General features: G+C 74.0%; 17 protein-coding genes. 5 read left to right on the forward strand and 12 right to left on the reverse strand.

The window, feature by feature from the left end; genetic code table 11:
• Positions 1–62: 62 nt before the first annotated feature.
• Positions 63–944: an SDR family oxidoreductase gene (locus ACFWFR_RS11020; protein ID WP_377622990.1), complete on the reverse strand. Its 882-nt coding sequence runs from the start codon at positions 942–944 to the stop codon at positions 63–65.
• Positions 945–1070: 126 nt separating this feature from the next.
• Between ACFWFR_RS11020 and ACFWFR_RS11025 the strand changes: the two genes are divergently transcribed.
• The 3 genes from ACFWFR_RS11025 to ACFWFR_RS11035 all read left to right on the forward strand — a co-directional run bounded on the left by ACFWFR_RS11025 (position 1071) and on the right by ACFWFR_RS11035 (position 3216).
• Positions 1071–1481, forward strand: coding sequence for a helix-turn-helix domain-containing protein (locus ACFWFR_RS11025; protein WP_318244473.1), 411 nt, complete (start codon positions 1071–1073; stop codon positions 1479–1481).
• 201 nt (positions 1482–1682) lie between these two features.
• Complete coding sequence (moaA, locus tag ACFWFR_RS11030) at positions 1683–2837, forward strand: GTP 3',8-cyclase MoaA (protein WP_377622991.1); 1155 nt, start codon at positions 1683–1685, stop codon at positions 2835–2837.
• A gap of 142 nt (positions 2838–2979) precedes the next feature.
• Positions 2980–3216 carry a hypothetical protein gene (locus ACFWFR_RS11035; RefSeq protein WP_191802872.1) on the forward strand — a complete coding sequence of 79 codons (237 nt, stop codon included), beginning with the start codon at positions 2980–2982 and terminating at the stop codon, positions 3214–3216.
• Positions 3217–3249: 33 nt separating this feature from the next.
• On the opposite strand, the gene ACFWFR_RS11040 is transcribed toward ACFWFR_RS11035, so the two are convergent.
• Both ACFWFR_RS11040 and glp read right to left on the reverse strand, forming a co-directional pair.
• Positions 3250–3834: a molybdenum cofactor biosynthesis protein MoaE gene (locus ACFWFR_RS11040; RefSeq protein ID WP_377622992.1), complete on the reverse strand. Its 585-nt coding sequence runs from the start codon at positions 3832–3834 to the stop codon at positions 3250–3252.
• 71 nt (positions 3835–3905) lie between these two features.
• The gene (gene glp / locus ACFWFR_RS11045) at positions 3906–5273 is read right to left on the reverse strand and encodes a gephyrin-like molybdotransferase Glp (protein ID WP_377622993.1); all 1368 of its coding nucleotides are present in this window, start codon (positions 5271–5273) and stop codon (positions 3906–3908) included.
• A gap of 180 nt (positions 5274–5453) precedes the next feature.
• Here glp and nhaA point away from each other — a divergent pair, with 180 nt between their 5' ends.
• The gene (gene nhaA / locus ACFWFR_RS11050; protein WP_191802870.1) at positions 5454–6923 is read left to right on the forward strand and encodes a Na+/H+ antiporter NhaA; all 1470 of its coding nucleotides are present in this window, start codon (positions 5454–5456) and stop codon (positions 6921–6923) included.
• 24 nt (positions 6924–6947) lie between these two features.
• Here the strand turns inward: nhaA and ACFWFR_RS11055 are convergent, their stop codons facing one another.
• From ACFWFR_RS11055 to ACFWFR_RS11095, 9 genes are all read right to left on the reverse strand, one after another.
• The gene (locus ACFWFR_RS11055) at positions 6948–7526 is read right to left on the reverse strand and encodes a DsbA family protein (RefSeq protein ID WP_377622994.1); all 579 of its coding nucleotides are present in this window, start codon (positions 7524–7526) and stop codon (positions 6948–6950) included.
• Positions 7527–7537: 11 nt separating this feature from the next.
• Positions 7538–7795: an acylphosphatase gene (locus ACFWFR_RS11060; protein WP_377622995.1), complete on the reverse strand. Its 258-nt coding sequence runs from the start codon at positions 7793–7795 to the stop codon at positions 7538–7540.
• Positions 7795–8220 (reverse strand): DUF1761 domain-containing protein, encoded by a 426-nt coding sequence (locus ACFWFR_RS11065; RefSeq protein ID WP_191802866.1) that lies wholly within the window; start codon positions 8218–8220, stop codon positions 7795–7797. The genes ACFWFR_RS11060 and ACFWFR_RS11065 overlap by 1 nt, the downstream gene beginning before the upstream one ends.
• Before the next feature lie 101 nt (positions 8221–8321).
• Positions 8322–9461, reverse strand: coding sequence for a DUF2235 domain-containing protein (locus ACFWFR_RS11070; protein WP_377622996.1), 1140 nt, complete (start codon positions 9459–9461; stop codon positions 8322–8324).
• An 87-nt stretch (positions 9462–9548) separates the two neighbouring features.
• Positions 9549–10034: a dsRBD fold-containing protein gene (locus tag ACFWFR_RS11075; protein ID WP_191802862.1), complete on the reverse strand. Its 486-nt coding sequence runs from the start codon at positions 10032–10034 to the stop codon at positions 9549–9551.
• A gap of 113 nt (positions 10035–10147) precedes the next feature.
• Positions 10148–10879, reverse strand: a complete 732-nt coding sequence (locus tag ACFWFR_RS11080) for an amino acid ABC transporter ATP-binding protein (RefSeq protein ID WP_191802860.1) — start codon at positions 10877–10879, stop codon at positions 10148–10150.
• Complete coding sequence (locus ACFWFR_RS11085; RefSeq protein ID WP_377622997.1) at positions 10876–11814, reverse strand: amino acid ABC transporter permease; 939 nt, start codon at positions 11812–11814, stop codon at positions 10876–10878. The genes ACFWFR_RS11080 and ACFWFR_RS11085 overlap by 4 nt, the downstream gene beginning before the upstream one ends.
• Before the next feature lies 1 nt (position 11815).
• Positions 11816–12670: a transporter substrate-binding domain-containing protein gene (locus ACFWFR_RS11090; protein ID WP_377622998.1), complete on the reverse strand. Its 855-nt coding sequence runs from the start codon at positions 12668–12670 to the stop codon at positions 11816–11818.
• Between the two features lie 156 nt (positions 12671–12826).
• Complete coding sequence (locus tag ACFWFR_RS11095) at positions 12827–13321, reverse strand: MarR family winged helix-turn-helix transcriptional regulator (protein ID WP_191802854.1); 495 nt, start codon at positions 13319–13321, stop codon at positions 12827–12829.
• Positions 13322–13431: 110 nt separating this feature from the next.
• On the opposite strand from ACFWFR_RS11095, the gene ACFWFR_RS11100 reads away from it, so the two are divergent.
• Complete coding sequence (locus tag ACFWFR_RS11100) at positions 13432–14055, forward strand: NADPH-dependent F420 reductase (protein WP_377622999.1); 624 nt, start codon at positions 13432–13434, stop codon at positions 14053–14055.
• The last annotated feature ends 21 nt before the right edge of the window (positions 14056–14076 follow it).

Consider the following 14076-nt stretch of genomic DNA (forward strand, 5'->3'; position numbering starts at 1 on the left):
GCGACACGCCGGGCGTGTCGCAGCGCAATCATGCACTCGGCGAGGGCGGGATCAGACCGGCGTCATGCGGCCGACGTCACGCCCACCGCGGCCCGCAGGCCCTCGGCGAGCGGCGTCGTCGGGCGCCCGATGAGGCGCGACAGCTCGCCCGACGTCGCGGAGAGCAGACCGTCGCGCGTGTTGCCGTCGAGGGCGACCACGAAGCCCGCGGTCCCCTCGTCGAGACCCGCGTCCAGCAGGGCCTGGACGTGCGCCTCGGGGGTCACGTCCTGGTAGACGACCTCGCGCCCGACGATCTCGCCGATGGTCGCGGCCAGGAACGAGTGGTCCCACGCGACGTCGCCCGAGAGCTCGTAGACGGCACCCTCGAGCGAGGGGTCGGCGTCGGCCGCGGCGAGGACGACGGCAGCAGCCTCGGCATAGTCCTTGCGGCTCGCCGACGCGACGAGGCCGTCGCCGACGCTCCCGAGCAGGACGCCCGTCTCGCGCGCCTGCTCGACGTTGCCGACGTAGTTCTCGGTGTACCAGCCGTTGCGCAGGATCGTCGCGGTCAGACCCGATGCCGCGATGAGCTCCTCGGTGGCCTTGTGCTCGGGCGCGAGGACCAGCGCGGACGTGGTGGCCTGCGGGGCGCTCGTGTAGACGAGGTGGCGGACGCCGGCAGCCTTGGCCGCCTCGACCACGTTCGCGTGCTGCTGGACGCGCTGCCCCACCTCCGAGCCCGAGACGAGGAGGACGACGTCGACACCCTCGAGGGCGGTCGCGAGGGTGTCGGGGCGCGAGTAGTCGGCCTCACGGACGAGGACGCCGCGCTCGGCGAGGTCGGCAGCCTTGGCCGGGGTGCGGACGGCGGCGACGATCTGCTCGGGGGCGACGCCGCGCTCGAGGAGCGATTCGACGACGAGGTGTCCGAGGTGTCCGGTGGCTGCGGTGACGGCGATCATGTGGTCCTCCTGAAGGGGTGGTGGGTACCGCGACAGCCTGGCACTAACTTTTCGTAAGTGCAATCCTTCCGACAGTGCGTTCTATGTCACAGTGCTTGCGATCCGCCTGCACGCTAGGCTGTCCTCGTGACCGACCTCCAGCCCACCCCCGAGACCACGGGACCGTCCGACGAGATGATCGCCGACGTGTTCCAGCGCGGCTGCACGTCCCGCCACGCCCTCGAGGCCGTGACCGGGCGCTGGGGCGTCCTGACCGTCGCGGGGCTGCGCGACGGCGCGGTGCGCTTCAACGCGCTGCGCCGGCGCATCGACGGCGTGAGCGAGAAGATGCTCGCCCAGACGCTCCAGGGGCTCGAGCGCGACGGACTCGTGGTGCGCGAGGTCCGCGCGACCATCCCCCCGCACGTCGAGTACTCGCTCACCGACCTCGGCCGGGTCGTGGCGGACCAGCTCGTCGGCCTCCTCGACGTGCTCGAGGGCGCGGTCCCCCAGGTCGTCGCCGCCCAGCAGGCGTACGACGCCCGCGCCGCCCGGTAGCGGCGCCCCTCCTGCCGCCCCGGGCGCAGCCGATCGGCCGACCCGTCGACCCGTCGACCCGTCGATCCGTCGATCCGTCGATCCGTCGATCCGTCGAGTGCATGGTCGTGCAGCGACACGCCCGGCGAGTCGCAGCCGAACCATGCACTCGGCGCCGGACAGCCCCCGCCCGACCGCCCGCCGCTGCGTAGACTCGCGATCATGACTGCCGTCGCTCTCGGGCTGCCCCGCGTGCGTCCTGCCGGGGCGCCGAGCACCCTGGGGCGCCCGGACACCGACGCGCTCGTCGACCGCTACGGCCGCGTCGCGCACGACCTGCGGGTCTCCGTGACCGAGAAGTGCTCGTTGCGCTGCACGTACTGCATGCCCGCAGAGGGGCTCCCCGCGATCCCCCGCGACGACCTGCTGACCCCGGCCGAGATCGGGCGGCTCGTGGGGATCGGCTACCGCCTGGGCATCCGCGACGTGCGGTTCACGGGCGGAGAGCCGCTCATGCGCCCCGACCTCGCCGAGATCGTGCGTCGCTCCCGCGCCGCGGCGCCAGGGGTGCGGATCTCGATGACGACCAACGCGATCGGCCTCGACAAGCGGGTCGGCGAGCTGGTCGACGCCGGGCTGGACCGCGTCAACGTGTCGCTCGACAGCATCGACCGCCGGCACTTCGCCGAGCTCACGCGCCGCGACCGGCTGCCCCAGGTGCTCGCGGGGATCCGGGCCGCGCTCGACGCGGGCCTGTCGCCCGTCAAGCTCAACGCGGTCCTCATGCCCGAGACCCTCGCGGGAGCGGCCGACCTGCTCGCATGGGCCGTCGAGCACGGGTGCCGGCTGCGCTTCATCGAGCAGATGCCTCTGGACGCCGACCAGAACTGGGACCGCGCCCAGCTGGTCTCGGCCGAGCGCCTGCTCGACGTCCTCGGCGAACGCTTCGACCTGACGCCCGTGGGCCGGGAGGATCCCTCGGCCCCCGCCGAGGAGTGGGCCGTCGACGGCGGTCCCGCCACGGTCGGGATCATCGCCTCGGTCACGCGCTCGTTCTGCGGGGACTGCGACCGGACCCGGCTCACCGCGGAGGGGACCGTGCGCTCGTGCCTGTTCGGCAACGAGGAGGTGGACCTGCGCGCTCTCCTGCGGTCGGGGGGCGCCACCGGCTCGGCCGGTGCGACAGGGACGCGCGTGCCCGACGGCGGAGCGTCCGACGCGCAGATCGTCGCGGCCTGGCAGGCGGCCATGTGGGCCAAGCCGTTCGCGCACGGTCTCGATCGTGGCGCCCCCGACACCGGGGCCGTCGGCGGCCCGGCCGACGACCCCGAGGCCTTCGCCCGCACCGAGCGCAGCATGGGTGCGATCGGGGGCTGAGCACCCGTCGGGCGTGACGGGCGACGGGCCCCGACCCTCGCGTCGACCACCTCGCAGAACGTGTCCAAGGTCATCGGGTGATCCCGCCCGACGAGCCTCGCGGCACCCGGCCGAGAGACCCCGCCAGACCTACCATGGAGGGGTGGCACTCCTCGAACGTCCCAGCGACATCACCACCACCCCTGAGCCCGCCCCCCGGACCGACGCCCTCCCGGTCCACCGTCCCGGACCGAGCCGTCTCACCGCGGGTCCGAGCACGGTGCTGGGAACCCTGATCGGCACCGTGGCGGGCACGCTCCTGCTCGCGGGGCCCGGCCTGATCCTGGGCGCCCTCGTCGGCATCGGGTTCGGCCTGCTCAAGGACAACCCCCGCGACTGACCTCGGAGCCGCCACTCCTCCCGGCGCGGGCGTCTACAGCCCGACCCACTCCGAGTCGCCGTCGGTGAAGTGCTGCCGCTTCCAGATCGGCACCTCGGCCTTGATGCGCTCGACGAGCAGCGAGCAGGCCGCGAACGCCTCGGCCCGGTGCCCCGAGGCGACGCTCGCGACGAGCGCGACGTCCCCGATCGTCAGCACGCCGTACCGGTGGACCGCCGCGACGCGCAGGCCCGTCTCGGCCGAGACCGCCGCGCAGCACCGCCGGAGCACCTCGGTCGCGTCGGGGTGCGCCTCGTAGTCGAGGCCCGTGACGTCGCGCCCGGCGTCGACGTCACGCACGACCCCACGGAAGGTCACGACGGCGCCGCACTCGCGCGAGGACACGGCGCCTTCCACGGCGCGCACCACGGCGTCGTCGAGCGCGTCCTTCGTCACGCGAGACACGTCGAGCGCGACTGTGCCGGTTGCGCCGGCAGCACCGGCCGCACCGGCCGCACCGGCCGCACCGGCCGCACCGGCCGCACCGGCCGCACCGGCCGCACCATCGCTGACCCACTGCTCTCCGCCCGGCCCGTCGGCGACCGACGCACCCTCGTGCTGCTTCCCGTCTCGTGCCACCCGCTGGTCTCCCTCGATCGCCCCGCCGCTGCCGGCCGTCCCGTCCACCGCACTCACCCCGTCCGCCGCGCTCACAGCCGCACGACCCGTACCTGCTCGCCCGCCTCGAGGTGCCCGACGCCCTCGGGAACCTCGACCAGCACGTCGGCCGAGGCCATGGTGGCCACGAGGTGCGAGCCCGCGCCACCCACGACGCGGACGCTGCCGTCGGGGCCCGTGCGGCCGCGCAGCATCTGCCGCTTGCCCGGTGGCGAGTCGATCACCTCGACGGTCCTGCGGTCCTCCTCGTCGCGGGGCGGGCGCCCCGCGGCTCGCTCCAGGACGTCACGCGCGAACACCACGAACGAGACCTGGGCGCTCACGGGGTTGCCGGGGAAGGTCAGGACGGGGGTCCCGTGGACCGTGCCGAAGCCCTGCGGCCCGCCGGGCTGCATCGCGACGGACCGGAAGGTCACCCCCTCGCCCAGCGTGTCCTTGACGACCTCGTACGCTCCTTGGCTCACGCCGCCCGACGTGAGGACCAGGTCCGCCTCGGCGGCAGCCCGTTCGAGCACGGCCGAGAGCTCGGCCGGGTCGTCCCCGGTGCGCTCGGCCAGGGTCACGACGGCTCCTGCCCGCCGTGCGGCGGCCGACAGCCCGGTGAGGTTCGCGTCGTAGACCTGACCCGTCGCGGCAACCTGCCCCGGCTCGACGACCTCGGTGCCGGTCGAGACGACCGCGACCCGCACGGGCGCCAGCACGTCCAGCCCGGGCACGCCGCACGACGCGGCGGCGGCCAGGTGCTGCGGTCCCAGGAGCGTCCCGGCGGGCAGGACCAGGTCGCCGGCACGGACGTCGGTCCCGACGTCCCGCACGAACTCCCCGACCGCGCGCGGCACGAGCACGCCGACCTGGTTCCCGAGGGTCCCTCGCGCCGCGCTCGTCGAGCGCGCACCGAAGCGCGCGGCGTCGGTGTCCTCGACGGGCACGACGGCGTCGCTCCCCTCGGGCACGACGGCGCCCGTCATGATCCGGGCCGCGGTCCGCGCGGCGAGCACCGCGGGCACGCCCGGCCCGGCCGGGATCTCCGCCACGACGGGAAGGACCACGGGGGACGCGCTCGCGGCCCCGGCGACGTCTGCCGCCCGCACCGCGTACCCGTCCATCTGGGAGCTGCGGAACCCCGGGAGATCCACGGGGGCGACGAGATCCACGGCGAGCACCCGGTCCAGCGCGTCGGCGAGCGCCACCCGCTCGGAGCCGCGCGCCGTGAGCGCGGCGCCGACGAGCGCCTCGACCTCGCGGCGGTGCCGCTCGACGCTCACCCTGCCCACGTCCGGGCGGGCGCTGCTCGCCGCCTGCCGGCGCCCTGCCCTGGACGCGCCGGAGCGCTCGGCCGGGAGCGACGTCGTCGGCCCGGCGGATCCCTCGTTGCTCGTCGCAGCCTGCTCTGCCGTCACTTCTGCTCCTCACCTGCCGGACCGCCCGCCCGCAGCGGGACGGCACGTGACCCAGCCTTTCACGCCCGGGGCTGCGGGCCGCACCCGGCCGGCCCGTGGGCGCACACCGGCCGCACCCGCCGGGGTTCGCCCGGGCGGGCACCCGTTGCGCCGGGCGCCCCGCGCTGCGACCTTGGAGCGGTGACGTCCACTCCCCCGGTCCCGCCGGCCCAGCCCGGCGCCCGTCCGCTCCTCCCGACGCTCGACCAGCGACCGGGTCCGCCGCTGCGCTTCCCCGTGCGCCCCGTCGCCCCGGCCGTCCGGCAGTTCCTCGCGACCGAGGCCGGCGGCGCGGTGCTGCTGCTCGCAGCGACCGTGATCGCGCTCGTGTGGGCGAACTCGCCGTGGTCGGCCGCGTACGACGACCTGTGGGCCACCACGGCCGGGATGCACCTGGGCGAGTGGTCGCTCGACATGGACCTGCACCACTGGGTCAACGACGCCGCCATGGCGATCTTCTTCCTCGTGATCGGCCTCGAGATCAACCGCGAGGTCACGAGCGGCGAGCTCCGCAACCGTCGGACGGTCGCGGTCCCGGCGCTCGGTGCGCTGGGCGGGCTGCTGGTCCCCGCGCTCGTCTACCTGGCCTTCAACGCGGGTACCGACGCGCAGCACGGCTGGGGCGTGGTCATGTCGACCGACACCGCGTTCCTCGTCGGGGTCCTCGCGCTGTTCGGCCCGCGCTGCCCCGACCGGCTGCGCCTGTTCCTGCTGACGCTCGCGGTCGTGGACGACATCGGCGCCATCACCGTCATGGCCGTGTTCTACAACGACGGCGTGTGGCTGCCCGGGCTGGGCATCGCGGGCGCGCTCGTGGTCGCGCTGCTCGTGATGCGCTGGCTCGGCGTCTGGCGCCTCGCGCCCTACGTGGGCGTGGGCCTGGCGCTGTGGCTCGCGGTCTATTCCTCGGGGGTCCACGCGACGCTCGCGGGCGTGCTCGTCGGGCTGCTCGTCCCGTCGCGGCGGTCGCGTCGCGACCAGGTCGACGACGTCCCGGGGTACGCCCAACGGCTGCGCGAGGAGACGACGGCGGAGCGCGAGCACCTGACCGAGCTCGCCGCGCGCGCAGCGGTCCCCGCGAGCGACCGTCTCCAGCGCATCCTGCACCCGTGGAGCGCGTACGTCGTGGTCCCCGTGTTCGGGCTGGCCAACGCGGGCGTGCACCTGGACGCCGAGTCGTTGTCGGCCGCGATGACGTCCCGCCTCACGATCGGCGTCGCGGTCGCGCTCGTGGTGGGCAACGCCGTCGGGATCTTCGGCGCCTCCGCCCTCGCACTGCGGCTGAACCTGGGCGACCTGCCCGGTCGGGTGCGCTACTCGCACCTCCTGGGCGGTGCGATGCTCGCCGGGATCGGGTTCACCATCTCGCTGTTCATCGCCGAGCTCGCGTTCGACGACGAGGCGCTGATCGAGCAGGCGAAGATCGGGATCCTCGCGGGCTCGCTGGTCGCGGCCGTGGCCGGGTCGGTGACGCTGCGGATCCTGGGCGAACGTCTCCCGCTGTGCTCGCCCGAGTCGCCCGGTCCCCCACCCGGGCTCCCACCGCGGCCGTGGCGGGCGCCGGAGGCCGCCGAGACGTCACGGGACCCGCAGGGCGGAGCCGGTGCGTGACGCCCGACCGCGTCGGTGCGGGCCTCAGGCCCCGTCCGGGGCGGTGCGGCTCGCCGGGACGGTCGCCGCGGCGACCGCCGCGCGCAGGCCGGCCTCTGTCACGCGTCCGCGGTACCTCACGCCCTCGACGTAGACCGTCGGCGTCCCGCGCACCCCCGCCGCAGAGCCGGCGAGGTAGTCGCGCTCCACGACGTCTCCGAACCGCTGGGCCGCGTCACCGACCACGCTGGCACCGTCCAGGCCGAGCTTCTGCGCCCAGTGCGAGAGACCGGCGTCGTCGAGCCGGTCCTGGTGGGCGAACAGGAGGTCGTGCATGTCCCAGAACCGCCCGCGCGCCCCCGCCGCCTCGGCCGCGAGCGCCGCCGTGAGCGCGTACGGGTGGACCTCGAAGAGCGGGAAGTGGCGGAAGACGAGCCGGACCTGGCCGCCCGACTCCTCGACGACCGTGCGCAGGACGGGCGCGGCGTCATGACAGTAGGGGCACTCGAAGTCCCCGAACTCGACGATCGTCACGGGGGCGTCGGGGTTCCCGAACACGTGGGCGTCGGCCGGGACGAGGTCGGTGGTGCGCGGTGCGGCGGGGGTGCCCGGTGCGGAGGTCATGTGCCCCAGCATCACATCGGCTGCACGTCGACGCCCGTCACCCGGCCGGGCGTCCTGCCGCTGCGCAGCCAGTCGACCAGGACCTCGACGTCGGCCGCCGCTCCGCGCGCCGTGACGAGCACGGTCCCGTCGGGCAGGTTCCGGGCCTCGCAGACGAGGCCCAGCTCGGCCGCCCGACGGGTCGTCGCGTACCGGAACCCGACGCCCTGCACGTGCCCGTGCACGACGGCGCGGGCCGCGGAGACCGACGGGACCTCCCCGCCCGCCACTACTGCCAGACCCCGAGGATCGCGCCCATGACCGCGAGCGCGATCACGTCGTGCACCCCGTCGATCACGGTGAGCTGGGTCGGCAGGTGCGCGAACCCGTTGTGGATCACGTGGGCTCCTGCCCGGAAGACCAGCCCGATGACCGCGCCGAACAACAACCCCTCCCACAGCCCGTCGACACCCGTCGCCAGGATCAGGGCCCCGAGGAGGATCGCCGTGAGGAGCGAGGCGACCCCCGTGGCCGCGAACCGTGGACCGGCGCCCGCGCTGCTGCTCATCTCCTCCTCCGTCAGGCCGACGAGCCCGGCCCAGCGCTTGCCCAGCGCCCCGCTCGCGTAGAAGACGAAGCCCACGAGGAACGTCGAGGCGGTCGCGACGAGCACCGCCCACCAGTTGAGGTCTCCGATCGCGTCCAGCCATGCCATGTCCCGCTCCTCCCGCGAGCGCCCTCGCGGGCGACACCCGACCGGCGGCGCGGCGCGTCACCACCTCCAGGCTAGCCAGGGCCGCGTCGCGGTGCCGTCCGTCACGCCAGGACGAGCGGGCGGGGGCGGTCGTTCAGGAGCGGGACGGGCTCGACCGCGAGCCCCGTGCCCGCCGTCTCCTTCCACCAGGCGACGTTCACCGCGTGCCTGCCGTACACGGACGTGGGATCGGCGGTCAGGGCGAGCGCGAGGTCGGACAGCAGGACGTCGTCGACGAACCCGTCGTCGAGCGGCACACCCGCCAGCAGGCGGCGCGTGCCGCGGAATCGCGGGCGGTGGCGCCACCTCTTGACGACGTTGAGGAGGCGGTACACCGGACCAGGGGTGAAGCGGCAGACCAGCTCGGGGTCGTCGCCGAGCTGCGCGAGGACCCGGTCGGGGTGGAACGTCAGGCCGCACGCCGCAGCCTCGCCCATCATCCACAGGAGCGCGACGTCGGACAGCCCCGGCGAGGCGGTCCCTCCCCCGACGTCGCTGTGGCCGCCCGGGAACCAGACCTGCTTGACGCCGCCCGGTCGGTCGTCGTCGGCCGGGACGTCCCACAGGCAGGGCTCGAACGTGAGCCTGCGCTCGTCGATCGCGAGCGCCTGGCGCGCGCACTGGACCGCGCCCGAGAGACGCACGTCGTGGAACCGGGACCGCCGCCGCGTGATCCCCGGGACGCCCAGCGCGCCGACCGTGTCGAAGACCCCGAGGAACGTGAGGGGCACCTGCGGGTAGCAGTGCTGCTCCCGGAACCGGGAGGCCTTGGCCTTGCGTGCCGGTGTCCGGTCGCGGTAGAGCGCCTCGGCCTCCGCCAGGAGGTTGCCCGCCCGCCGGTCCGCGAGCGCGTCTGCGGTCAGCAGCCCGACGCTCGCGATCATGCCCGCGACGCTGCGGGCCGTGTACGCCCCGCGGCTGAACCCGAACACGTAGATCTCGTCGTCGGGCTCGTAGTTGAGCGCGAGGTCCCGGTACCCGGCCACGACGTTGCGGCTGAGCCCGTAGCCGAACGCCCCGCCGAGCAGCGCGTCCACGCGGTACCCGCGCGCGCCGACCCCCTCGACCGAGAACACCATCTGCTGGACCCCGTCCGGCCCGATCCCCGTGTGGACCGAGCGGGCGATCTTCTCGATGTTCGACACGCTCGCCCGGACCGGGGAGTTCCAGGTCCCGTCGCAGCAGAGCACCAGGCGTTTCATGGCTCCTCCTCGAACCACCCCGCCGCCGTCGGCGGGCCTACCGGGAGGGAGCCCCGCGCTCCGCGGGCTGATGCAGCCCGCGGCGGTTCAGTGGTGCACGTGCGCAGGCACCCCCGTGGAGCCCTCGATCTCGGACTCCGCGATGCCGAGCAGCCGGTCGGCGAGCGCACGCAGCGCGCGCGCGGCGGCGACGTGGTCGCCGATCGCCTCGATCTCGGCGTCGCCGGGGTCCTTGCGCGCCCTGCCCGTGGCGTGGAGCTCGGAGGGCACGTCACCGACCAGGATGGCCTCCGCCGTCGTGCGTCCTTCGCTCTCCACGAGGCTCACCTGGACGTGCCAGGACTTCGAGTGCACCGGGACCGTGACCTCGTGCGCGACGGCCCCCTCGACGGGGGCGCGGACCAGGGTGTCCGGCCCCGGGTAGACCAGCGTCCGTTCGCCCGTGTCGGCCCACTCGACCAGGAAGGGCGGCGAACCGTCCTCGTGCTGGACCTCGACGACCATGCCGTCCCGGACGGCACCGCCCACCACCCCCGAGGCCCGGATGATCCTGTCTCCCACCGCTGCCTTCATGACGTGCCTCCTCGCTGAGGGACCTGCTTCCATCATGCGCGCCGCGCGCCGCGCACGAAAGGGCGGGCCCCCGGCGGAGGCGACCGGGCCGACGGCGCCCCGTCGTGCCGACCTCAGCGCAGCCGGCGCAGGAACTCCCGGGTCCGCTCGCGCTGCGGGTCGCCCAGGACCTGCTCGGGCGTGCCGCGCTCGTGCACGCGGCCCTGGTGCAGGAAGCAGACCTCGTCGGCGACCTCGCGCGCGAAGCCCATCTCGTGGGTCGCGACGAGCATCGTCACGCCCTCGGCCCGCAGGTCCGCGAGCAGGTCGAGGACCTCGCCCACGAGCTCGGGGTCGAGCGCCGAGGTGACCTCGTCGAGCAGCAGGAGCTCGGGCGAGGACACGAGCGCCCGCGCGATCGCGGCCCGCTGCTGCTCGCCCCCGCTGAGCTGGTCGGGGTAGGCCGTCATGCGGTGCGCGAGGCCCACGCGACGCAGCATGGCCTCGGCCGCGGCCTCGGCCTCGGCGCGGTCCCGCTTGTGCACGAGGCGCGGGGCGAGGGTCACGTTGTCCATGACCTTCATGTGCGGGAACAGGTTGTACGACTGGAAGACCAGGCCCATGCGCGCCCGGACGGCGTTCGCGTCGAGGCGTGGGTCGGCCACGTCCTGCCCGTCGAGCAGGATCTCGCCGTCGTCGATCTCCTCGAGCAGGTTCACGACGCGCAGCAGCGTCGACTTCCCCGAGCCCGACGCCCCGACGAGCACGACGCAGCGGTGCTCGTCGACGTCGAGGTCGATCCCGTCGAGCACCAGGCGCTCGCCGTACGTCTTGCGGATCCCCCGCAGGGACAGCAGGTGGCTCATCGGATGGCCCCCGCGCCGCTCACGGTCGCGAGCGAACCGCGCCAGCCCTGACGCGCCGAGTAGACGTCGACCACGCGCGTGAGCGGGATCGAGACCAGCAGGAACAGGACGCCCGCCACGACGTAGGGCGTGAAGTTGTAGCTGCCCGACGCCGCGATCTGCGCGGCCCGGATCGCGTCCACCGCGCCCAGGATCGAGATGAGCCCCGAGTCCTTCTGGAGCGAGACGAGGTTGCTCGCGAGCGGCGCGGTCACGTGCCGCACGGCCTGGGGCAGCACGACCCTGCGGGTCGTCTGCGCGCGCGTGAGGCCGAGCGAGCGCGCGGCCGAGACCTGCGAGGGGTGCACCGACTCGATCCCGGCGCGGAACACCTCGGCCAGGTACGCGGTGTACGTGAGGATGATGGCGAGCGCGCCGAGGAAGGCCCCCGACGTCGGCAACCACTCCAGGCGCAGGGCCGGCAAGCCGAACCCGACGAGCAGCAGGACCAGCAGCAGCGGCACGCCGCGGAACACGTCGACGTACGCGACCGCGAAGGCGCGCAGCGGGAACAGGGCCGGGATGCGGCTCGTGCGGATCACGGCGAGCGCCATGCCGAGCACCATCCCGACGACCGACGCCACGACCCACACCCGCAGGTTGAGCCACAGCCCCTCGGCGATCGCGGGCAGCGAGTCCCAGGCGCTCTGCGGGGAGAAGAACGCGTCGCGCGTGCGCTCCCAACCGGGGGCCGTGGTCACCACGGCGTACAGGACCGCGACCACGACCACGGTCGAGAGGACGGACACCCACGCGGCCCGACGGCGGCGCGCACGCCGGTAGGAGTCCCTCGCCCGGGCGAGGGGCGACGGGGTCCAGCCCGCGCTCGCGGGGCGAGCGCCGTCGTCGGGCACGGGGCCGTCCTGCGGCGCGGCGCCCGACGCGCCCTCGCTCATCTCAGCCCAGCTCGGGGATGTCGTCCGACTTGAGCCACGTCGTGCGCAGCTCGGCGAGCGTGCCGTCGGCCTCGAGCGCGTCGACCGCGGCCGAGACGCACTCGGTGAGGGTCGAGTTGAGGTCGAGGACCAGGCCGTACTGCTCGACCGTGCCCTGGTCCGGCAGCGTCCCGACGACCACGGAGTCCGGGAAGTACTCGGTCGAGGCCGCGACGCCCTGGTCGACGTCCATGATCATGACGTCGATCGTGCCCGACTGCAGGGCCGTCATGCCGTCGCCCGCACCGTTGAACGGCACGAGGTTCGCGTCGTCGCCGAACGCGGCCTTGGCGAGCGTGAGGCTCGTCTGGGCGGCCGTGACGCCGATGCGCAGGTCCTTGAGCTCGTCGAGCGTCGTGGCCGAGGCGTACGGGCCGGCCTCCTGCACGATCACGCCCTGGCGCGTCGTGAGGTAGGGGCTCGAGAAGTCGACGGCCTTGCGCCGCTCGTCCGAGATGGACGTCTGCCACGCGGCGAAGTCGAAGGTCTTGATGCTGGGGCTGACGATCTGCTCGAACGTCACGAGCTCCCACTCGACGTCTTCCTCGGCGTACCCGAGCTGGTCGGCGACCTCGTAGACGAGCGCGGACTCGAAGCCCTCGCCGCTGTCGTGCTCGCCGATGTACCAGGGCGAGTACGCCTCGCCCGCGGCGACGGTCAGCTTGCCGTCGGTGTGCGTGGGCAGGGCGCCCGGCTCGCACGTGGGCGTCGCGGCGCCGGACGACCCGGCGTCGGTCGACGTGTCGGACGAGCAGCCCGCGAGGAGCAGGGCGGTCGAGACGGCTGCGACGGGCAGCACGGCGTTCAGGCGGCGCATGAGGACCTTCCGGGGTCAGGAGGGTGACGAGGCGGTACCGGGCCGCCGCGGGTGACGCGTGCTGCCGGGACTCGCCGGAGGACGACTCTACGCCGGTCCCACGCGGTGAGACATAGGCGGGACGTCCGGTGAGACGGTGGGTCGCGTCACACCGCGCTAGTCCTCGGGGAGGTGGAGCGCGTCGAGCCGGCCCTCGGTGTCGAGGGACTCGAGGATCGCCCGGGCGATCCCGTCGAGCTGCTCGACCTGCTCGGGGGTGAGGCGGTCGATGATGTGCTCGCGCACGGTGTCGACGTGGCCCGGGGCCGTCGCGACGACCTTGTCCCACCCGGCGTCGGTCAGGACCGCGAGCGTCGCCCGCTTGTCGGTCGGGCACGGGACGCGCTCGACGTAGCCGCGCCCCTCGAGCCGCTTCACCACGTGGGACAGGCGAGGGAGCGTCGCGTTGGTCTTGAGCGCGAGGTCCGTCATGCGCAGCGTGTGGTCGTCGGCCTCCGAGAGCATCGCGAGCACGAGGTACTCGAAGTGGGTCAGCTGGGCGTCGCGCTGGAGCTGGGCGTCGAGCACGCCCGGGAGGAGCTCGGAGACGGCCTGGAGGCGCATCCAGGTCCGCAGCTCGCGGGGGGAGAGCCATCGCACGTCGTCGGTCATGGGACCAGTCTAGCGGCAATGGTTGACACGACAACTAAGCGGGTCTACGTTAGTTGTATCAACAACCAATCACGTCGGCCCCGGTCGGCGTCGCAGCCCCGGAGGACTACATGACCAGCATCACGATCATCGGCGCAGGGAACATCGCAGCAGGCGTGGCGCGCATCGGCCTCGACGCCGGCGCGCAGGTCCAGGTCCTGGCGCGCGACGCCGAGAAGGCCGCGGCGCTCGGCTCGGGCGCGTCGTTCACCTCGGGCGTCGTGGGCGACGAGATCACGGGCGAGCTCGTGGTCCTCGCCCTCCCCTTCCCCGCCGTGCCCGAGGTCCTCGCGCAGTACACGGGCCGCCTCGACGGCAAGGTCCTCGTCGACCCGACCAACCCCGTCGACTTCGCGACGTTCGACTCGCTCGTGGTGCCCGCCGACTCCTCGGCCGCCGCCGAGATCGCCGCGCTCGCCCCGACGGCCAAGGTCCTCAAGGCGTTCAACACCAACTTCGCCTCGACCCTCGCGAGCGGACAGGTCGCCGACCAGACCGCGACCGTCCTCGTCGCGGGCGACGACAACGACGCCAAGAGCACGCTCGTCGAGCTGGTCCGTGCGGGCGGCCTCAAGGGCGTCGACGCCGGCTCGCTCAAGCGCGCTCGCGAGCTCGAGGCCCTCGGCTTCGTCCAGATGACGCTGGCCGGCTCCGGCGCGACCCAGTGGACGACCGGCTTCACGCTCGCCGACTGACACGTCGCGTCCTCGTCGTGC

The organism is Oerskovia sp. NPDC060287, from assembly GCF_042726775.1.
Classification (GTDB): domain Bacteria; phylum Actinomycetota; class Actinomycetes; order Actinomycetales; family Cellulomonadaceae; genus Oerskovia; species Oerskovia merdavium.

What these genes read in the sequence shown, in the direction of transcription:
- ACFWFR_RS11020 (WP_377622990.1), bottom strand. Translation starts at nt 944, where the DNA reads ATGATCGCCGTCACCGCAGCCACCGGACACCTCGGACACCTCGTCGTC.
- moaA (WP_377622991.1), top strand. Translation starts at nt 1,683, where the DNA reads ATGACTGCCGTCGCTCTCGGGCTGCCCCGCGTGCGTCCTGCCGGGGCG.
- ACFWFR_RS11055 (WP_377622994.1), bottom strand. Translation starts at nt 7,526, where the DNA reads ATGACCTCCGCACCGGGCACCCCCGCCGCACCGCGCACCACCGACCTC.
- ACFWFR_RS11065 (WP_191802866.1), bottom strand. Translation starts at nt 8,220, where the DNA reads ATGGCATGGCTGGACGCGATCGGAGACCTCAACTGGTGGGCGGTGCTC.
- ACFWFR_RS11070 (WP_377622996.1), bottom strand. Translation starts at nt 9,461, where the DNA reads ATGAAACGCCTGGTGCTCTGCTGCGACGGGACCTGGAACTCCCCGGTC.
- ACFWFR_RS11075 (WP_191802862.1), bottom strand. Translation starts at nt 10,034, where the DNA reads ATGAAGGCAGCGGTGGGAGACAGGATCATCCGGGCCTCGGGGGTGGTG.
- ACFWFR_RS11080 (WP_191802860.1), bottom strand. Translation starts at nt 10,879, where the DNA reads ATGAGCCACCTGCTGTCCCTGCGGGGGATCCGCAAGACGTACGGCGAG.
- ACFWFR_RS11085 (WP_377622997.1), bottom strand. Translation starts at nt 11,814, where the DNA reads ATGAGCGAGGGCGCGTCGGGCGCCGCGCCGCAGGACGGCCCCGTGCCC.
- ACFWFR_RS11090 (WP_377622998.1), bottom strand. Translation starts at nt 12,670, where the DNA reads ATGCGCCGCCTGAACGCCGTGCTGCCCGTCGCAGCCGTCTCGACCGCC.
- ACFWFR_RS11095 (WP_191802854.1), bottom strand. Translation starts at nt 13,321, where the DNA reads ATGACCGACGACGTGCGATGGCTCTCCCCCCGCGAGCTGCGGACCTGG.
- ACFWFR_RS11100 (WP_377622999.1), top strand. Translation starts at nt 13,432, where the DNA reads ATGACCAGCATCACGATCATCGGCGCAGGGAACATCGCAGCAGGCGTG.